Origin of the sequence: Sorangium sp. So ce204 (genome assembly GCF_051526795.1) — a bacterium.
Lineage (GTDB): Bacteria > Myxococcota_A > Polyangia > Polyangiales > Polyangiaceae > Sorangium > Sorangium cellulosum_B.
This window is the reverse complement of record NZ_CP150317.1, coordinates 1,140,283-1,159,071: the sequence shown is the minus strand read 5'-3', so window position 1 is coordinate 1,159,071 and position 18,789 is coordinate 1,140,283. Positions and strand designations below refer to the sequence as shown.

Below are 18,789 nucleotides of genomic sequence, written 5' to 3'. Positions count from 1 at the left end.
ATCATCGAGAGCCGCCGCGCGCCGTCTCAGAAGTCATACTGCCTGAAATAATATACGTTAACGTAGGTCCCGCCGCTGACCGGCTCCTTCTGGTTCAGGACTTTCACCATGACAGTATGCACACCGGAGGGCATGTCATGCAGCGTGAGCTCACAATGATACACATTGCCTGGGTCATACAAGCTGATGGTGCCCAGATACTGTCCATCCCAGTAGCTCGCCGCCTTGCCGGCGTTCCTCATCTTGCGGTAGCCGTAGGTTATCGTCGATGACCATCCGCCCGTGGTGTTGAAGGTATGGGACACCTTGTTCCCGCCGATGTTGGTGATATGCTGTGTCCCCATATGGAGCCCGAGCCCGGGCGTCTCGGCCTTCCATGGGGACGAGTACACGACGTCAGAGCTCGTGTCATCGACGAAGGTGGACTCGGAGTCGTTCACGCTGCCGTTACACTCCGTGAAAGCCAGTGGGAGCCACGTGAGATCCGCCCCATCGGAGCCCTCAGCAGCCTCCGAGAGCCCTCTCTCCGGCGTCGTCAGCTCGGCCAGGTCGTCCTCGAAAGTGGCTTGACTCATGCAACCCGGCGCGATCAGCATAAGGGCTGCGAGGGCAGCCATACGAGTACCATCTGACAACATCACACACCTCCTTGAGAAGCGGACCTCATGGTGACGAAGAGGGTGGGCCCGAAGGATCCTGCCGGCGTCAGGCCATAGCCCTTCGGGCGCCGCGCTTGGATCATCGAACTTGGGCCTAAAGCTCGCACGCCAACTGGCACGAGCCGTAGGTGACCGTGCTGGGGCCCGCGCACATGTACATCCCCGTCCCAGGGAAGTACATCTTCGTCCAAGTCACGGTCTTTGCGCGGGACTTCCCTCCACCGCAACTCTCGCAGCTCCGCGCGGAGCAGTTCGAGTCCAAGGCCTCCGAGGCCTCCGCGATGTCCTCTGCCTCGGACTCGCTGGCCGTTTCGTTGACCTCCCCGCTTGCCTCGGGATCGGGGTCGGCCGCGACAGCGCAGCCTCCAACGACGATGCTGGCCAACAGGATCGTGATTGCAATGCTCTTCATGGAACCCTCTCCAGGAGGCAAGCCGAGGGCGGCTCCGACGATCCTGCGCGGTAGATCCGCGTCTCCTGGACCGAGAGCCGCCTGTCGCCAGCGGGTGCCTCATCCTCTCGCTGGCGTCGACCGCACCATTGACCGTCGCAGCCTCCGTGCCAGCTTCACGGAAGACGTGGTCGGCGCCAGGGATCGAGCTCCGCGAGGCTGTCGGCAATTCGTGTCGCAGTCGACTGCCCGAGCCGGGCAACAACCCCGTCGCCGACGCAGCGAAGGCGCCCGCGCACCCGTCGCGGGGCCCCGCTGAACCGCTGAACCGCTCGAGCAACGATTGCCTACGTCAGCAAGACTTGCGTACGCCCCGCGCGCCAGGTGCGCAGGTCTTGCCGTTCCCAGGTGAGCCGCGTGGCGGGCGGCTCGGCCGAGCGCCCGCGACGTCCGCGGGCGCGCCTGCCGCGCCCGCGGCGGCGGCGAACCGTCGCGGTCCGTCGGGTCGAGCTCGCGGTCCGATCGGAGATCCACGTCTCCGTGCGGTCGTTCAGCCGCCGCGTCGGCGGGGCGGGAGGTCAGAACTGCGTGAAGAAGCTCCAGATGGACGAGCTCGCGAAGCTCGGCGTCTGGTGGTCACCGGGAAACTCGCAGCGGTGCACCGGGTACCCGTCCCGGCACCCTTGATAGGCGACGCACGAGTTGGAGCCCACGGGGCTCGTCTGGGTGCTGCAGCCGTTCTTGCGCACGAAGACGTCGAGCGCCGCCCTTCCGGCCGATACGGGGACGACGCTGTCGGACAGGCCGTGCGACATCCAGACGGCGACGGGCTGGGTGTTGGACTGGTTGCAGCCGCTGTAGAGGGCGCCGGACATCGGCGCGATGGCTCGGAAGACGTCGGGCATATCACAGCCGAGCGCGTTCGACATCATCCCCCCGTAGCTCCACCCGGTCGAGAAGACGCGGCTCGTGTCGACGCAGAGGTTGGCTTTGAGGGAGTCGACCATGGCGCGGGCGAAGGCGATGTCGCGCCCGCCCGAGTTGGCCCAGCCGTTGTCGATGCCGTTCGGCGAGACGAAGATGGCGCTGCCGTTCGCCAGCGCCTTGAGCCCATAGTACCCGTTGTTCACGACGTCGTTGGCCGACCCGCCGCGCCAGTGCCAGCCGAACACCAGCCGATACGCCCTGTTCGGGTCGTAGTTCGCCGGAATGTCGAGCACGTACTGGCGCGTGGTGCCGTTGACGTTGATGGTGCGGTTACCGCTGGTGAGGGAGGTGGGAATGCCGCAGCCGGCGCTGCGCGTGCCGGCGGAGCCGCCGCCACCACCACCACCGGAGCCGCCGGAGCCGCCGGTGCCGCCGGTGCCGCCGGTGCCGCCGGTGCCGCCGGTGCTGCCGGTGCTGCCGGTGCTGCCGGTGCTGCCGGTGCTGCCGGTGCTGCCGGTTCCCGAGCCCACGGGCGTGAGGCGGAATTGCTGATTGGCGCCGCCGTTCGACGCCCATTGAATCACGGCGGTGCCGTCCGCGGTGCCGCGGCCGTAGACGTCCAGGGACTTGCCGCTGTGGCGCGCGGTGAGGCGCACGACGCCGCTGGCGACGTCCGTGAACGACCACTGCTGGTTTGACCCGCTCCAGCAGGAGTATTGCTGGATGGTGGCGCCGTCGCCGGTGGAGGCGCCCGCGACGTCCATGCAACGGTTGCTGTTGACGTTGCGGATGCGATAGTAGCCGCCGCCCGCCGATTCCATGCGGAACTGTTGCCGCGTCGAGCCGTTGCAGCTGGCGATCTGCATGGCCGCTGCATCAGCGGTGCTGCCTCCAGCCACCTGCACGCATTTTCCACTCTGGACGCCGACGATCGTGTAGACCGCGCTCGTGTCGATCGTGATGGCGCCCTCGAGCGAGCCTGCCTCCTCGATCTCGGCGTCGTACGCCTCCTCGGGGCCGATGACGCACGACACGGCGACGATGCCCGTCGCCACAGCAAGCAAGCTCTGCTGAATTCCGAATCTCATCTTGTCCTCCTCGTCAACTTAAGTAAGTAAAACTGGAATCATCCCACTGCTCAGCGCTGCCCTTGCGCAGGTCGGGGTCGCTCGCCGCGCGCTCAAGGCATCGAGCAGATGGCGTTGCCGTACAGCACAATCAGAATGTTCATGGTACAGCCCCCCGGAGAGCCTGCTGCTGGGCGGGATACGTCCGGTCGCTTCCGGGGTTCCCGTCGCTGCCGGCTGCGCCGGGGTCCCACCGCCGCTGGGATCGTTGCTGCAGCAACGGTCCCGACTGGCCAGGACCGCGATCCCAGCCGCGAGCGACATGACCGCTCGCTACTTCATGACCGTCTCCTGGATGCGCATGACGGCCCATCCGGAGCGAAGCAAAAGCATGACGACCGGCCGACAGTGTGAGCGTTCACATATCCGGTGTCAACTTCGATCGACAAGCCTGCCGCTCGGCTGGCGAGGTGCGCGCTGCTGTGAACATTCACAATTTCACAGCCAGCGCGCTCGCGGTTCCTCGCCAGGCGCGCCGCCCGGCTCGCCAGGAGCTCCAGCGGTAAGAACATCCCTGATGCGAAGGAGTGGAGGTGTGCCCCACACGTGACCACAACGAGATTCGTGAGCCGCGGCGCTCCGTCGGGCGCACTGCTGCAGGAAGTCGAGAGGATGCCACGACCGAGCCGGCGCTGGCCGGCGAGGCACAGGATGGCAACGGAGGAACCGATGATCCGTAGGACTCGAATTGCGCTGGTGTCTCTCACGCTCGCGCTCCTGCCCGCCTGCGGCGAGGCCACGGCGACGGCCAACGCGGAGATGGCGCTGAGCGAGGAGCTCGGCGCCGCGGCGCTGGTCGAGGAGCACGACGAGGGGAATGTCGCCTGGCGCATCGACGGCGACGGCCAGGTGAAGGCCGCGATCACCGCAAGCTCCGGTGTGCGCATCAAGGAGGACGTCGGCGGCACGCTCGTCTGGAAGCTGCCGTCCGGAGAGGCGCGGACGATCCCGCTCGCGATCGACGCGAGGACGGGGCTCCTCGTCGCGGCGGGGCCGAAGCTCGAGGCGGACCTGACGGAGATCAGCTACACGCTCACGATCTCGGGCAAGCCGTGGAGCGGCGTGCTGCACGTGCCCGCGGGCGGCACGGCGGAGCTCGTGGCGAGCGCCAGGGTGAGCGCGGAGAGCAAGGTGTCCGAGGTCACGGTGGGCCCCCACGGCGGCTCCGTCCAGGTGGTCGGCGACGACCGGCTCGAGATGGTCGCCAACGAGGCCACGGGAGAGGTGCGCGTCTATGTGCTCGATGCTCACCTCAAGCCGGTCGCCGTCGAGGGGCGAACGCTCAAGCTGGGTCTCGTGGCCGAGCGACCCGAGGTGCTCGTCCTCGCGCCGGCCTCTGCCGGATTCTACTTCGTGGGCAAGCTCGCGGCGGTGGTGAACCCGCTCCGACTGACGGTCGCGCTCGGATTCCGCGGCACGACGCGCGTGGCGCTCTGGGGCTACCGGCCCGGCGTGCGCGTGATCGCGACGGCCGCACGGGCGCCGCGGGTCAACATCCTCGTGAAGACCTTCGTCGATGGGCCTGACATCGACGTGCGCGCGGGCGCGCGCGCTGACGTGGATGTGAGGGTTCACGACCATGATCACGGCGGCGACAAGGTCAAGATCATGGTCCACGACAAGGACCATGGCGGCGGTGACAAGGTAAAAGTCATGATCCATGACAAGGACCATGGCGGCGGTAACACCAAGGTCATGATCCACGACAAGGAGCATGGCGGCGGCGGCACCAAGGTCATGATCCACGACAAGGACCGTGGCGGCGGCAACACCAAGGTCATGATCCACGACAAGGGCCATGGCGGCGGCGGCAAGGCGAACGCGCATGGGAGCAGCGGCGGCGCGGCCAAGGCAGGCGGCGCCAAGGGCAAGCGCTGAGCTGCGCCGAGCCCGCAGGCGCCGCCGTCGGGGCTTGACGTCCACGAGGCATTTGGACTTCCCTCCCCCGGCGCTGCCCGAGAACGATTCGATCGAGGTGACGCTGCACTTCGACATGCTCGGCTCGCCGCGCTGCGGGCTGGGCTCATCCAGGCCTCGCGCGCTCACGCGGCCTCACGTGCTGGGCCTGTCGCGCGCCGCCCGCTCGATCTCCTCGATGACCTCTTCGGGCCGGACATCCCTCTTCAATTCGTCCAGGGTTGCGCCCTCTCCGCTGGTGACACCGAGATGACGAGCGATGTCGTCCACGAGGCCGATCAACCGCGTGACCTCGTGCTCGGCGAGGAGGTTGATCTGGAGATCCAGATCAGCCCGTTTGTCCGCGAGCGCCTGCATCCGGTTCTGGCTGATGAGCACGAAGGTCGACAGGAAGATCGCCTCGACCGATGCGATCATCGCCAGCATCACGAAAGGGAATGGGTCGAAGGGCTGGATCCAGGGGACGACGCCCAGGTTCACCAGGATCCAGCCCCCGAACAGGAGAGCATGGATATAGACGAAAGGCATGCTCCCCGCGAAGCGGGTGATCGCGTCCGCCACCATCTCTTGGTGGGTCTTCCCACGTTCCATCTTCTCCCGTACGGCGATCAGGGTCTCTATGTTGCGCCGGACCAGACTGTTCAGCTCGCTTGCGTTCTCGTGACGTCGATTCCGCTCCATCGGGGCCATGCGGGATGCAAGTTTCGCCCCCGCGGGGCGACCTGCGCCCTTCCCCGGCGTGGACCGTACCCGCAGGGACCTCGACCGTAGTCGCCGTGGTGTCGATCGCTCACGCGGCGACGAGCATCCGTTCCCCGTCGTGCCGCGCCGCCGCCCACGTCTCGTCCCAGGCGGCGTCGGCCTCGGCGCGCGGGAGCCGGCCGAAGGCCTGCACCTCCTTCCGCTCGCCCTCGATCTCGGCGTCGTCCGCCGGCGGCGCCGGCGCCGGTCCGGTCATCGCGTCGCCGACCGCCTCGCGCACCTCGCGCCCACCCTCGGCCAGGCAGTAGGCGAGCACGCGCCACCCGAGCTCGGCGTGCAGCGCCTCGTCGCGCGCGATCTCGCCGAGCGCCAGGCGCACGCCCTCGTCCCTCGCCCCCGCGAGCGACCGGCGCGCCCGGGCCGCCGCCGTGCCCTCGCCGAGACAGCCGTCGTGCCACGCCTCGAGCGCCATCCGCACGAGCGCCGCCTTCCGGTCCGCGTCGCGCGCCGCCGGAGGCGGGAGGAGCGCGGGCCTGAGGCGCCACCCCGCGAGCTCGCTCGCGATCTCGCTGCACCGCGCCGTGTGGCGCGCCTCATCGCCGAGCGCGGCGAGCGCCCGCGCCACGAGCGACGCGGGCGCGCCCACCGCCGCGAGGTCCCGCGCGAGGGCGAGGAACGCCGGGATCGAGCCGCACTCGGCCCGCGCGCTGTCCAGCCACGCTCCCGCGAGCGCCGCCCGGGTCGCGCGATCGAGCCGCGCCCGGCGCGGCGCGGCGGGGCCCAGCCCGAGCACCGGCGGGAGCACGACTCCATCGGCCGTGCGCCGCGGCCGGCCGTCGATGACATGGGACCGCTCTCCGAAAGGCCGATTGGCGCGGAGACCCATGCCCAACATCCCTTCGGGGACGAACAGCTCGCCCGACACCGGAATGACAGCGCGCGCCGAAAAATCGACGACCACCGGATCGAACAGGCTGGCCATCGCGCCGACGTGGAGGCCGTGCTGCGCCGGGAACTCGTCGCTGATGCGGGTGCGGTACGTCCAGCCGAGCTCACCGTCGACGCTGCAGGCGACGACCTGCTCGGAGTTGCCCGAGGTATCGCCGCCGCCGTGGCTGCCAACCGCGAAGCGGCCGGCAGAGAAATCGAGCCATGTCGCCTGCGCGAACGGACCGAATCCCATGTGACCCGAGTCGAACGCTCCGGCGAAGCTGCCCTCCATGAGGAACGTCGCCCGGAGGTCGGCGCCGAGACCGAAGGCGAGCTTCTGGCCGAAGGAGACCGACACGGAGAGCCCGACCGACATGGCAAAAGCATCGTCCTCGGCGCGCGCCTGGCCGGGCAGCGAGACGAGGGCGGCGACACCGAGGGCGGCGAGCGTGGGCGGGAGCGCGCGGGAACAAGAGGACATGGAGCCTCCGTAAGCCAAAAGGGGGACCAAGGATCGAACTTGGCTCCAAATTTACCAGAGGGCGCGAACCGGCACGACCGCGGTGGATGTCGGAAAGCGGCTCTGGAGGGCGCGAGCACGCGCCGCGCGCGGTCCGTTCGGAGCCCCATGTCGCCGTGCGACCGGCGACGAGCGAGCTCGCGGCGGAGAAGGCCCACGCGCAACAGAGCGCGACCTTCTGGGCGGAACATCCCATCCAGGAGCCCGCGAAAAAAGATTGACCCTCGATCCCGCGACGTCGCCACATATCCATCTGGGTGTTGCAAAAAGTTTGCCGAATTGAGAAATTCCCCTCGCCAGGCGGATGGGGCACCGGGCACCCTCGGCTGGGTTGTGGGCCCCCCGTCTCTCGCCTGCTCGACCTCGGGGGTGCGGCTGGCAGCAACGCTCCTGCTTAACACGAGAAAGGAAACGGAGACCATGACACGCACTTATCGTCACTTGATGCTGCCTCTGACCCTCGCGCTCTTCTCGCACGTGGTCGGCTGCGGTTCAGACACGGATGCGGACACCTCGAGCGACGGCTCGACCAGCGCCTCGTCCACCTCCGGCGGCAGCACCACCTCGTCCACCTCAGGCGGCGGCACCACCTCGTCCACCTCAGGCGGCGGCACCACCTCATCCACCTCAGGCGGCGACACCACCTCATCCACCTCAGGCGGCGACACCACCTCATCCACCTCGAGCGGCGACACCACCTCATCCACCTCGAGCGGCGACACCACCTCATCCACCTCGAGCGGCGGGACGACCGAAAAATTCAGCTTCTTCGTGACCAGCCTCGCCGCCATGCGGGAGCTGTCGGGCTCCCAGGACGGCTTCGGGGGCGACCTCCGCTTCGGGGAGACAGGGCCGGGCGCCGGTCTCCGCGGCGCGGACAAGATCTGCGCGACGATCGCCGAGAAGAGCCTCCCGGGCGCGGGAAGCAAGACGTGGCGCGCGTTCCTGAGCGCCACGGCGGGCGAGGACGGGAAGCAGGTCAACGCGATCGACCGGATCGGCGAGGGGCCCTGGTACGACCGGCTCGGCCGGCTGGTCGCGAACGAGAAGGCGGAGCTGCTCAACACGCGCCCCAGCGCGGCCGACGCGGCGATCAAGAACGATCTGCCGAACGAGGACGGCGTCCCCAACCACCAGCCCGACCCGGCCCAACCCGAGGTCGACAACCACGACACCCTGACGGGCTCCAACCCCCAGGGGCAGCTCCAGGGCGCCAACGCCACGTGCAAGGACTGGACGGCCAAGACGGGAGACAGGTCCGAGGGGACACCGCAGGTTGGACACTCGTGGCCAAGGGGAACCGGCGGCGGGGGCCTGAACTTTGCCCACTGGATAACGACCCACAATGCACCGGGGTGCGCGGCGGGGGTCAATCTCGTGGACGCGGGAGGCCCGGCGCCGGGCTCGAACACCGTCGGCGGCGGCGGCGGCTACGGCGGGATCTACTGCTTCGCCCTGACGCCCTGACGCCCTGACGCAGGCAACCCGGCGCGCGCCGCCTCCCGGCCGACAACGCCATGAGCCGCCCCGAGCTGCCGGCCGAACGACGAGCTCATCGAGCTCACCGCGGGGCCGTCGCGCTGGATCGGGCACCCCTCCTCCCGGCGTCAGCGACCGCCGAAGCCGGGAGCGAACAGGGCCGTCATCCGATCCGGACGGCTGGCGCCGAGGCGGACCATCGCGTCGTCGGCCGTCCGGACGAGCGCGCGGCCCTCCTCGCCGCCAAGCACCTCCCCTAGCCGCCTGCGCGCCGCCGCGGCGCTCAGCGCGACCTCGCTCGCGTCGAACCCGGCGATCGCCGCCTCCAGGTGCGTGCGCGCGAGCGCCGCGTCGCCGCGCGTCCAGGCGACGGCGGCCAGCGTGAGCCACGCCTGGGCGCTCGCCCAGCCCACCCGCTCCCGCAGGAGCGCGCCGGCCACGCGCTCGGCGATGCGCAGCAGCGGGGCCGGCTCCGCCGCGCTCGCGACCGCGTCGAGCGCCGCCCGCCCGCGCAGCTCGATCGCGCCGATCCGCATCGGGCTCATGCGCAGGTACGTGGAGTCCTCGACCATCGGCCACGCCGCCGTCAGCCGGCGCCACGCGGCGCCCGGGTCCTCGCAGTACAGATCGATGAGCACGTCCGCGAAGAGCCCGAAGAAGTGCTGCAGCTGGAACCCCTGCTGCCGCCACGCCGCGAGGGCCTCCGCGAGATCCGCGCGCGCCCGCGCCGGATCGTCCGCGGCGAGCGCGACGAGGCTGTGGCCCCCCGTGACCGTGCGCAGCGACGTGACGGCATACCTGTCGCCGCGCGCCTCCGCTTCCTTGATCCACGTGGAGAGGCGCTGGGCGAGCCGCCTCAGATCGCCGAGCTTGCCGAGCCCGATCATGCAGATGGTCTGCGCCGTGCCGATCTCCCAGGCCACCCCGGTGCACCGCTCGCGGAAGATGCGCTCTGCCTCCTCTGCGTGCATCACCGTCTCTCGAAACGACGTCTCGTGAGCGGCGATCGCCCGCTGGATCCGGAGGACGCCCTCGACGCGCGCGTCGCCGGAGCGCTGGAGGAGCGGCGTCACCGCGGCGAGGGCGCGCTCCACGGAGCTGCCCGCCGGCTTGCCGATGATCGACGCGAACAGCGCCATGAACGCGAGCCCGAGCGCGACGCGCCCCGGCTCCCTCGCGGCCAGCGCGAGGAGGAGGTGCTGCGCGTGAAAGCCCACCGCGCGCACCGGATCGACCGCGCAGAGCCCGAGAAACGCAGAGAAGCAGACGTCGACGCGGCGAAGCTCGCCAGGATCGATCTGGCTCGCGTCGCGCTCCTTGAACCCGAAGCCGCGCAGGGCGAGCCGCGTCCGGTGGACGAGCGCCGCGGCGAGGGCGCGGCGCTTCGTCTCGGGGTAACGCAGGCCCGTCTCGGAGAGCACCTCCCGGAGCACCGCGACGCCCTCCTCCGTGTGACCGCTCGTCAGGAGCTGCTCGGCCGCGAGGCGCTTGCAGTCGAGGACGACAGAGGGCGCCGCGGCGCCTCCCGCGGCGTCCGCCGCGCCGAGGTAGGCGCGGGCGGCGTCGGCGCCGCGGCCCGCGTTCGCGAGCGCATGGCCGAGCTGCACGAGGAGCCCGTGCCGGCGGTCGCTGCCCGCGGGCGCGCAGTCGAGCGAGAGCTGGTAGAGCCGCGCCGCGTTCTCGAAGGCGAGCGCCGCGGCGGCCCTGTCCGCCGCCTCCGCAGCGTACGCGCCCGCCCTGTCGAGGTCGCCCGCGCCGTGGAAGTGACACGCGATCTGCTCGGGATCAGCGCGCCCCAGGGCCACGAGCTCCTCGCCGAGGCGGCGGTGATGGTCCTTGAGCCGCGACGGCTCGATCTGGCCGGACGCCGCCTCGCGCACCCGATCGTGGTACGCCTCGACGGGATCGGCCTCCTCGAGCCCGCCGGTGCGGACCAGGTGCCATGTCCGCAGAGCGTGCAGCGCCGACGCGGCGTCCCCCTGCAATCCGGCGGCCCTGAGCGCGACGCGCTGCTCGATGGGGAGCCCCGCGACGGCGATCACCTCGAGCAGCCGCCGGGCGTCCGACGGCAGATCCGCGAACCTCGCCAGGAGCAGCGCCTCCAGCGACACCGGCGGCGCCGGGGAACAGGCGTCCTCGTGACCCGGGTGAACCGGCGCTGCGCGGCCCAGGTGGAGCGCGAGCTCCGCCAGGAAGAAGGGGTTGCCCTCGGACTCACGGGCGATCTCCGACGCCTTGTGCGAGGGCCCGTGGCCGCCCAGGAGCGAACGAGCCAGCGACTCCGCTTCTTCAGGGACGAGCGGGCCGAGGCAGAGCCTCCGGTGCTCGGTGGCCCCCGTCCACCTGGGCGCCGGAGCGCCGGAGAGCTCCCGCAGGAAGGGACTCGATGCCTCGTCCTCGGACCGATACACGCCGAGCATGAGCATCGAGGGCGGATCGGGCGGGCCGAGGAGGTCGGCGAGGAGCAGCGCGCTGTCGCGGTCGCCCCACTGCAGATCGTCGATGGACACGACGAGCGGCCCCTTGTCGGCGAGCGCCGAAAGGAGCTCCTTGAGCGCTCGAAACGCGCGGAACCGGAGCTCCTGGGCGTCGTGGATCTCGAAGGCGCGCCGCGGGACGTCCTCGATGGCCGCGACGACGCGCAGGGCGGGGAACACGCGCACGAGCTCGTGGATCCCGCGCGGCAGGAGGCCCGCGGCCTCGGACCGCGGCAGCCGCTTGAGATGCCGGCTGAGGGCGTCCAGCACGCTGTCAAAGGCCTTGAACGGAACGGACTCGCGCTCATGACACCGGCCTGCCAGGACCACCGCGGCGCGGCGGCCGCGCAAGTCGTCGAGGAAATGCTGGACCAGCGCCGACTTGCCCATGCCGGAGCGGCCATGGACGTAGACCGCCACCGGGCGGCCAGCGCGCGCCTCGTCGAACGCTCCCTGGAGCGCTCGCAGCTGCTCGCCGCGCCCCATGAACGGCGCGCGGGGGAGCGGCGTCGGCGCCTCGGCGCCAGGCGGCGGAGCGGCGGGCCGGGGAGCGGCGACCGCCGCCTCGCGCAGGACGCGCAGCGCGTCCGCGCCCGTGGCCCGCGCGCGCGGGTCGCGCTGGAGGAGCCGCAGGCACAGATCGCTCAGCGGCCGAGGCGCGTCCGGCGCGATGAGGTGAGGCGGCGGCGGCTCGCCGAACGCCTTCGCCTCGACGATGTCGAAGAGGCTGCCGCTGAAAGGCGCGCGGCCGGTGAGCGATTCGTAAAGGATCACGCCGACCGCGTACCAGTCCGCGGCGGCGGACGGCTCTCCACGCATGTGCTCCGGCGCCATGTAGATGGGCGTCCCGGCGACCGGGGCGTCCGTCTCGGCGGTCGCGAGCGCCGTCCTGCGAGCCCCGGTGTCGCGGGCGATGCCGAAGTCGAGCACGACCACCCGCCCGCTCTGGTCCACGAGCACGTTCGAGGGCTTGAGATCCAGGTGCAGCTTGCCCGCGCCGTGCAGCGCCTCGACGGCGTGCACCAGCTGCTCGAGCGCCTGGCAGAGGCGCGCGACGTCGACCTTGGGCTGTGACGCGGGCTCGCCGCCGGAGGCCGCCGGCGCCGCGTCGCCGGCGCGGGGCGAGGGCGCGCGGCCGTGGAGGTTCGCCTGAGAGGTCGTGGCCGCCGCGGGGACGTCCGCTCCGGGACATGCGCCGGCGAGCCCGGGGCGCCGAGCTCGCCCCCGCGGACGTACCTGGTGAAGCTCACGCCGGAGACGAGCTCCATCGTGAAGAACCAGCGCCCCTGCGCGGAGATGAGCTCGTAAAGCGTCACCAGGTTCGGATGGGCGATGTCCGCGATGGCGCGGAACTCGCTCTTGAGACGGAGGATGTCGGCGGCCTCCATCCGGAGCAGCGTCTTGAGCGCCACATCGGCGCAGCGAAGCCGATCGTGAGCGTGGTAAACGACCCCCATGCCGCCCGCACCGAGGCGGGCGCGGATCTCGAAGCGGTCCGTGCCGCCGAACCCCTCGGCGGCCGGACCGTCAGCGACGCTGTCCATCTGAGCTGTCCATCTGACCCGTCCCTGCCTCCGCGACGCGCCATCCTAACAGCGCGCCCGCCGCGCGCCAGAGCGCGCGCCGCGATGAAGGCAGACGACGCGGCGTGCGCCGTCGACTCAGCGCTCCGAACGGGCGGGCTGAATCAAGGAGAGAGGGGGAGACGCCGTCCGCTGGCGTCCCCGAGGAGCGGGCTCCGCGATCAGTTACACGGCCCGAGGTCGGCCCACTCGGCCGGGCACCAGGAGGTCGGGTTGCTTGGCGGGCAGCTCGGGTGCGACCACCAGATCTGCTGGGTCGCCGACCAGAGGTGGCCGCCGTCGGTCACCAGCGTGGAGGGCGTATACACCTGCGCCGACATCCATGCGGGCGCGCTGCTGCAGTCGTTCGCGGGCACGGTCGACGTGCAGGCCTCCCAGGTCGACGGCGACGCGCTGAGGTTCTTGTTCTGGTAGACGTAGGGCGCGGCGTCGTGGAACGACCAGGTGCTCGCGCCCGACATGTTCTGCCAGGCGCCCGTGGTCGTCTTCACCTGCTGGCGAAGCATCTTGATGGGCGCCTCGCAGGAGACCTGCGGCTCGGGGTACTGCGGGCCCACGTCGGCGAAATGCTCGATGTCGTGCGCATACATCTCGACGGTGCTGCGCGCGTCCTGGGCGAGGAACTGCCAGCCGGCGCCGTCCTTCATGTCGACATAGAGGCAGAGCTGGGCGCCGGTCACGCTCGCGACGCGCTCGGGCGTGCACCACTCGTACTTGAAGACGACCTGCTGCCCGGGCTGCAGGCCGCCGAGCGAGCCGCCGCAGGTGCCCCCCGAGCCCCACTGGGTGTTGCAGTTCGAATGATTCCCTGTGACACCGTTGTCATCTCCGAAATAGTAGACGAACCATCCATCGGGGCTGTGGTAAATGCCGGACTCCAGATTGTAGTACCACTGGCCCACCGCGGTCCAGGCCGTGGACGCGTTCAGAAGCGTGGGTACCTGCCACTCGATGAGCCAGCCGCGGGTGTCTCCGACGTTGCCCGTGTAGCTGCTCGTCAGATCGTAAGTTCCGCGCTGGCTCGCCACCCCGAGGCTCTCCTCTTCGTCCGCCCCGGCACCGGCGGTGCATGCGGCGGCGCCGAGGGCTCCGAGGAGCAGCAGCGCCGCGCCGATTCGCGGCAGGGCAGCGCGTGACGGACGGAGAGAACAGGGTTGCATCGACAGAGTGCTCTTCTCGATCATAAGGATTCTCCTGAGAGCGATGTTTTCCCCCGCGGCGCTGAATAGCGCGGACCGGGGCCGCCCACCGTTAAGTCGTGTTAAGGCGAACGACGTGATTCAGGGGTGGGGCGCTGGGCGCGCGGGGCCGTTCGCGGGATAGGTCGATGCGCTGGTGGCGACGTGGAGAGCAGCTCAGCCCGCGACGGCGTCGATGATCTGACGCGCCCCGGTCACGGCAGCTCGAGGCCGAGGCCGAGATCGAGGATCGCCGACACCGGTGACGCACGGAAGACGTCGCGCCGCTCCCCCGCCTCGTCCGTGTAAAAATACACATCGCGCGCGAGCGGCACCGCGATCCCGAGCCCGACGGCCCCGAACAGCGGGCCCACGAAGCGCCGCCGCACGCGCGTGTCGAGGCTCAGATCGAACACGAGCCGCTCGTGGCGGAACCTGCTCTGCACCGCCGGTCCCTCGACGCGCAGCGATCCGACCATCGCGCCGGCGCAGCCCGAGAGGGCCGTCCCGCCGCGCGCGATCTCGACGGGGCACACGGACAGCCTCCCGTACGCGAGCGAGAACGAGGGCGATCCGGGCACCTCGCCCGCGACCGAGCTCTTCCACAGCGCGCCGCCCAGCTCGAACCCCGGCCCGCGCGGCGGCGTCGCGTGCGCGCGGACCCCGACCCCGACGTTCGCGGGCCCAGGCGTGAGCCCGAGCCCGCCCACCGCCTCCACCGCGCCTCCCACCCGCCAGGGAGCGCTCGGCGCCGCTGGCGCCGGCGGACACGCCGGGGGCACGGCAGCTCTCGTCGCGGTCGGGGGCCGCGGGGCAGGCCACGCCGCCGCGCCCGCGCCCGGCGCGCCCCCGGCGGCGGCCGCGGCTGGGCCGCCCGCGCCGCCGGGGGGCACGAGCGAGGCGTCCGGGTCGACGAGCAATGCGATCACGAGCTCGAGCTGCTCGTCGATCGCCCGACAATCGACCTGCTCGGCCTCGATCTCCCGCGACCCGATCGCCGCCCCGCCCGCGCCGAACACCCGGATCGTCGCACGCCAGACGCCGGCCTCCTGCGCGCGCTCGATCCGCCCCTCGATGGACACCTCGCCGCGGGTGGGCGGCACGAACGCCCCGCGCCCGAGCCGCCGCTCCACGGCCTGCGCGAGCGTCGGCGCGTCGATGCACGCCTCGGCCCCTGGCATCCTCACCCACGCGAGCGACGAGGCGCGCGGGGCGGCACCTGCGGGACGATCGAAGCTGCCCAGCGCGGCCCCGACGAGGAGCGCGAGCGCCGCGGATCTCATGCGGCAGCTTATCCAGGCGATCGCCGATGCCGTCAAGCGCCCGACGCATCGCGTTCGCGAGAGCAAGCGCCGCACGACATCGCTGTCACAAGACACCGAGGCAGCGGCTGCCCGGAGCTTGGATTGAAATACCCTCCGAAGCCGGCGTCGCCGAGCGCCCCAGCGGCCGATGCGGTCTACCCCCGGGAGACATCGATTCGGCCGCAAGCCCGCTCATCGGCGCGCCGTCTCCCATTCGGGGCTGCTCAGGAAGTACGTATCGTAGAGCTCCTGCACGTCGCGCAGGGTCTCGGGCGGCTCCTCGCCGTACGCGATGCGCGTCAACTTGCGAAAGTAATCGAAGCGCTCGACCCCTGGCGTGATGACGACCAGGAGCTCTGCGCCCTTGCCGCGCGCGGCGGCGAACGCGTGGGCGACCCGCGGAGGGACCACGAGGAGGTCGCCCTTCTCGGCCGTCACGATGTCGCTCCCCGAGAGGACCTGCACGGCGCCGTCGAGCACATAGAACATCTCGGCCGAGGCGTCGTGGCGATGGGGCCGCGCGCCGTCCGCGTCCTTCGCGAGCGTCACGCGTACGGTGGAGAGGGCTCCGCCCGTCGCGCTGCTGTCCGCGAGGAGCTGGATCCGCGCGGCGGGCGAGCCGACGACCTCAGCGTCAGCGCCACGGACGACGACCGACCGATCGAAACAGGGCTGGATGATCGACATGCCGCCCAGTGAAGCACCCGTGGAGAGAGCGCTCACCTGGAAAAACGTACGGAGCGCTCCCGCAGCCTGTGGGAGGAGCTCGCCCCTTCGATGGCGGATGCTCGGTGGAGCTCGTGGAAGCGACGTCGCTGTTCCAGCAGGCGGAGGGCGCGTCCGTCACCTGGGATGAGCGCGCTTCACGGGGCCTTCGAGCGGGGAGCAGCATCGGCGCCGGAGGCCATGCACATCTTGAGGCCCTCCTGCAGGTTGCGCAGCGTGATCATTCGATCGAGATCCATGCCCACGGACACGACGGTCTGAGCCACCGCGGGCCGGATGCCGGTCACCACGACGCGGGCGCCGAGGAGCTCCACCGCGCGCACGATGCGGATCAGGTGATCGGCCGTGCTCGTGTCCACCGCCTCGACGGCGGTCAGATCCAGGATGACGTTGCGCGTCTGGCTGTCGACGATCGCGCCGAGCAGCCGCTCCATCAGCGCGGACGCGCGCTGGTTGTCGAGCCCTCCCATGACAGGGACGGTGAGCACGCCGTCCCACACCTGGATGATCGGCGCCACCATCGCGCAGAGCGCCGTCTCCTGCTGCTGGATGAGCTCCAGCTTCTCGCGCAGCGCGAGCTCGGTCCTCTCCCGCTCGGCCACCTCGTTCTTGAGCCTGGACAGCGCGACCGCGAGATCCGAGCTCGTGCCCCGATCGGCCTCGAGGAGCGCCGAGAGCCGCGCCTCGACGGTCTCGTCGGTCGGGCGGACAAGGAACTCGTCGTACGCCGCGCCCTGCGCCGCGAACACCGTCTGTTCGGCCCAGCAAGGCACCCCGAACAGGCGCTCGGTGATCCCGGCCAGCTTTCCGGCCAGCATCGCGCTCCCCCAGCTGACCCCCAGCGCGCGCTGGTAGATCGCTTCCCAGCTGTTGACGGCGCGATACCGGACCTCACGGCGCTCGCGGTCCACCGCGACGGCCTCCCACCGCCCCCACCCGGCCGGCCAGGCGATCTCGGACACCTGCCGTATGCCCTCCTCGAAGCCCGGATGCGCGCTGATGATGGCCCAGTCGCCATCGACGCTCTGCCGTCCCCCGAGCTGGAGACACAGGTTGAAGCGCTCGACCCCCACCATGGCCACCATGCCCGACATCAGGCCGGCCACCGTGCTCGGGATCCACATGCTCAGGGTAGGCATCCCGGCCCACAGGTTGACGCCGTTCTTCAGGTCCCATTCGATGTCGAATCCAGAGATTGTTATCCGGGAGGTAGTCATAAATTCATGTGGTGGCGTGATGGGGCGCGGGCCCGGGGCGCCCCATGCGCTGCGTGCCGCTCCGCCGGCGCTCCTTGCCTGAAGCGCGCCGGAGCGGCAAGCCCCAGCGCCGGCAAGGCGGCACGGCCTGGGTCGTGGGTCGGGTCGCCGCGAGCGACGAGAGGCGCGCGCGCATGAACGCCGAGCGAGCGGCGCTGTCGGCTGCGGCCCGAGGCTTCGCTTGTCAGCTGCCACGCAAAGTTTCCATCGACGCTCGAGCGCGCGACGCTGGTTCACCCTGCCATGGAGTAGGCTTCGGTTCTCCTCCGGGGTTCTCTCCAGCGACGCGTGCCCGCGAGGAGGTCGAGGAGACGGCGCCTGCTCAGGTGAGCGGCAGGGCGCCCCCGGTGTTCAGGACGCCCTCGCCGAAGCTCTTGACGTCCTCGAAGCCCATGTAATGGAAGCAGCTCACGAGCATGTCGGCGAAGGAGCGATCGCCGCGGAAATCCACCAGCCGCCCGCGCCGGAAGTAGTCGTGGGCCTTGCCCGCGAAGACGACCAGGCTGTCCTCGATGCTGTGGCTGTCGCCCTGCCCGAGCTCGTTCCAGTGCACGACGAGCGTATGATCCCAGAGCGTGCCGTCGCCGTCGCTCGTGTTCTTCAAGATCTCGTAGAGCTTCGTGTTCTGCTCCCAGAGGTGCCTGTGGATCTTGCGCACCTTGGCGAACGAGTCGTCGTCGCTGTTGTGCGAGATGTCGTGGTGCCCATCGCTGAGCCCCAGGTTCGAGTAGACGCGGTTGCTGGTGTTGCCGCTCCAGTTGAAGTGCACCACGCGCGTCAGATCGCAGGCGAACGCGAGGGCGCTGATCCTGAAGAACAGCTCGCCCATGATCGCGTGGTTCTCGTCGGCGTAGGGGTTGATCCGCTCGCCGAGCGGGGTCTTCACGCACGTGGCCGCGCCGTTGCCGGCCTGGAGCGCGCGCTCGACGTCGCGCATCGCGTCGAGGTGCTGCTGGATCTTGGCGCGATCCTCGGCGCCGACCCGGGTGAGGAGGGAATTGCCCTCTTCGCGCACCAGATCGATGGCCGACTGCTTCTTCGCCAGGCGCCTCAGCACCTCTTGCTGCGCGCCCCCGTCGCCGGGCGTGGAGGCGAAGATCCGGGCGTAGGCCTCGTACGGATCGGTCTCCGGCGGGATCGGGTTCTGGTCGCCCGCGGGCCCCGCGTGGGAGTGGGTGTTCCAGATGTCGTTCCACTTGTCCCCGACGCGGTACACGAGGTGCCGGTGCGCGATGCTCTCGCTCGCTTCCAGCACGCGACCGCCGATCGCGTAGTCGGCGCTCGGCCCCTCCACGTAACCGATGGTGCTCTCGGTGCCGCCGATGGGGAACGACCCGGAGCCGGACTTCCAAGGAGCGAGCGAGCTGCCGCCCTGCTGGTGGTTGTCGGCCCGCTCGGACTCCGGCAGATCATAGAAGTGCTTGTGCAGGTTGTTGAGAAAGAGGAGGTCCTCGCGGTACGGCTCGAGCGGGGCGAGGAACTCGCCGAGCTGAAAGCTCGTCTCGCCGCGGGCGTCAAAGCGCCGATCCGTCTCGTCGCCGTTCGCCTGGAACACGAACATGATGCGGCGCGGGGACGGCGCCGTCTGGGCTCGCGCGCGGCTCGAACGCATC

The 18,789-nt window shown here is 70.4% G+C and carries 14 protein-coding genes and 1 pseudogene; 2 read left to right on the top strand and 13 right to left on the bottom strand.

Annotated elements, in window-relative coordinates:
- Positions 1-26: 26 nt before the first annotated feature.
- The 3 genes from WMF22_RS04240 to WMF22_RS04230 all read right to left on the bottom strand — a co-directional run bounded on the left by WMF22_RS04240 (position 27) and on the right by WMF22_RS04230 (position 3,065).
- On the bottom strand, positions 27-617 hold the full coding sequence (locus WMF22_RS04240; RefSeq protein WP_438034923.1) for a hypothetical protein: 591 nt from the start codon (positions 615-617) through the stop codon (positions 27-29).
- A 136-nt stretch (positions 618-753) separates the two neighbouring features.
- Positions 754-1,071, bottom strand: coding sequence for a hypothetical protein (locus WMF22_RS04235; protein WP_437297830.1), 318 nt, complete (start codon positions 1,069-1,071; stop codon positions 754-756).
- A gap of 557 nt (positions 1,072-1,628) precedes the next feature.
- A complete protein-coding gene (locus WMF22_RS04230) occupies positions 1,629-3,065 on the bottom strand; it encodes an RICIN domain-containing protein (protein ID WP_438034922.1) in 1,437 nt (478 codons plus the stop codon).
- A gap of 735 nt (positions 3,066-3,800) precedes the next feature.
- On the opposite strand from WMF22_RS04230, the gene WMF22_RS04225 reads away from it, so the two are divergent.
- Entirely contained in the window at positions 3,801-4,982 is a 1,182-nt protein-coding gene (locus WMF22_RS04225; RefSeq protein ID WP_437297828.1) for a hypothetical protein, read from the top strand.
- A 174-nt stretch (positions 4,983-5,156) separates the two neighbouring features.
- Here the strand turns inward: WMF22_RS04225 and WMF22_RS04220 are convergent, their stop codons facing one another.
- The 3 genes from WMF22_RS04220 to WMF22_RS04210 all read right to left on the bottom strand — a co-directional run bounded on the left by WMF22_RS04220 (position 5,157) and on the right by WMF22_RS04210 (position 7,964).
- A complete protein-coding gene (locus WMF22_RS04220; RefSeq protein WP_437301527.1) occupies positions 5,157-5,702 on the bottom strand; it encodes a DUF1003 domain-containing protein in 546 nt (181 codons plus the stop codon).
- 109 nt (positions 5,703-5,811) lie between these two features.
- Positions 5,812-7,134 carry a hypothetical protein gene (locus tag WMF22_RS04215; protein ID WP_438034921.1) on the bottom strand — a complete coding sequence of 441 codons (1,323 nt, stop codon included), beginning with the start codon at positions 7,132-7,134 and terminating at the stop codon, positions 5,812-5,814.
- Between the two features lie 476 nt (positions 7,135-7,610).
- Positions 7,611-7,964, bottom strand: coding sequence for a hypothetical protein (locus tag WMF22_RS04210; RefSeq protein ID WP_437297826.1), 354 nt, complete (start codon positions 7,962-7,964; stop codon positions 7,611-7,613).
- Here WMF22_RS04210 and WMF22_RS04205 point away from each other — a divergent pair.
- The gene (locus tag WMF22_RS04205) at positions 7,945-8,640 is read left to right on the top strand and encodes a hypothetical protein (protein ID WP_437297825.1); all 696 of its coding nucleotides are present in this window, start codon (positions 7,945-7,947) and stop codon (positions 8,638-8,640) included. The genes WMF22_RS04210 and WMF22_RS04205 overlap by 20 nt on opposite strands.
- Positions 8,641-8,780: 140 nt before the next feature.
- Here WMF22_RS04205 and WMF22_RS04200 read toward each other — a convergent pair whose 3' ends face one another.
- From WMF22_RS04200 to WMF22_RS04170, 7 genes and pseudogenes are all read right to left on the bottom strand, one after another.
- Positions 8,781-12,410 carry an ATP-binding protein gene (locus tag WMF22_RS04200; protein ID WP_438037235.1) on the bottom strand — a complete coding sequence of 1,210 codons (3,630 nt, stop codon included), beginning with the start codon at positions 12,408-12,410 and terminating at the stop codon, positions 8,781-8,783.
- A pseudogene (locus tag WMF22_RS04195) lies at positions 12,368-12,673 on the bottom strand (protein kinase domain-containing protein); the annotation flags it as partial. The gene WMF22_RS04200 and the pseudogene WMF22_RS04195, both read right to left, overlap by 43 nt.
- 200 nt (positions 12,674-12,873) lie before the next feature.
- Positions 12,874-13,872, bottom strand: a complete 999-nt coding sequence (locus WMF22_RS04190; RefSeq protein WP_438034920.1) for a hypothetical protein — start codon at positions 13,870-13,872, stop codon at positions 12,874-12,876.
- Positions 13,873-14,105: 233 nt separating this feature from the next.
- Complete coding sequence (locus WMF22_RS04185) at positions 14,106-15,173, bottom strand: hypothetical protein (RefSeq protein WP_437297822.1); 1,068 nt, start codon at positions 15,171-15,173, stop codon at positions 14,106-14,108.
- 213 nt (positions 15,174-15,386) lie between these two features.
- Positions 15,387-15,881 carry a cupin domain-containing protein gene (locus tag WMF22_RS04180; protein WP_437297821.1) on the bottom strand — a complete coding sequence of 165 codons (495 nt, stop codon included), beginning with the start codon at positions 15,879-15,881 and terminating at the stop codon, positions 15,387-15,389.
- 176 nt (positions 15,882-16,057) lie between these two features.
- The gene (locus WMF22_RS04175; protein WP_438034919.1) at positions 16,058-17,137 is read right to left on the bottom strand and encodes an STAS domain-containing protein; all 1,080 of its coding nucleotides are present in this window, start codon (positions 17,135-17,137) and stop codon (positions 16,058-16,060) included.
- A gap of 361 nt (positions 17,138-17,498) precedes the next feature.
- Positions 17,499-18,788 carry a DUF1552 domain-containing protein gene (locus WMF22_RS04170; RefSeq protein ID WP_438034918.1) on the bottom strand — a complete coding sequence of 430 codons (1,290 nt, stop codon included), beginning with the start codon at positions 18,786-18,788 and terminating at the stop codon, positions 17,499-17,501.
- Position 18,789 lies beyond the last annotated feature (1 nt).

Excerpts from the sequence above, each read along its gene's own strand:
- WMF22_RS04240 (WP_438034923.1), bottom strand. The coding sequence starts at position 617 with ATGGCTGCCCTCGCAGCCCTTATGCTGATCGCGCCGGGTTGCATGAGT.
- WMF22_RS04235 (WP_437297830.1), bottom strand. The coding sequence starts at position 1,071 with ATGAAGAGCATTGCAATCACGATCCTGTTGGCCAGCATCGTCGTTGGA.
- WMF22_RS04230 (WP_438034922.1), bottom strand. The coding sequence starts at position 3,065 with ATGAGATTCGGAATTCAGCAGAGCTTGCTTGCTGTGGCGACGGGCATC.
- WMF22_RS04220 (WP_437301527.1), bottom strand. The coding sequence starts at position 5,702 with ATGGAGCGGAATCGACGTCACGAGAACGCAAGCGAGCTGAACAGTCTG.
- WMF22_RS04215 (WP_438034921.1), bottom strand. The coding sequence starts at position 7,134 with ATGTCCTCTTGTTCCCGCGCGCTCCCGCCCACGCTCGCCGCCCTCGGT.
- WMF22_RS04210 (WP_437297826.1), bottom strand. The coding sequence starts at position 7,964 with ATGGCGGCGAGGCTGGTCACGAAGAAGCTGAATTTTTCGGTCGTCCCG.
- WMF22_RS04190 (WP_438034920.1), bottom strand. The coding sequence starts at position 13,872 with ATGCAACCCTGTTCTCTCCGTCCGTCACGCGCTGCCCTGCCGCGAATC.
- WMF22_RS04185 (WP_437297822.1), bottom strand. The coding sequence starts at position 15,173 with ATGAGATCCGCGGCGCTCGCGCTCCTCGTCGGGGCCGCGCTGGGCAGC.
- WMF22_RS04180 (WP_437297821.1), bottom strand. The coding sequence starts at position 15,881 with ATGTCGATCATCCAGCCCTGTTTCGATCGGTCGGTCGTCGTCCGTGGC.
- WMF22_RS04175 (WP_438034919.1), bottom strand. The coding sequence starts at position 17,137 with ATGACTACCTCCCGGATAACAATCTCTGGATTCGACATCGAATGGGAC.
- WMF22_RS04170 (WP_438034918.1), bottom strand. The coding sequence starts at position 18,788 with ATGCGTTCGAGCCGCGCGCGAGCCCAGACGGCGCCGTCCCCGCGCCGC.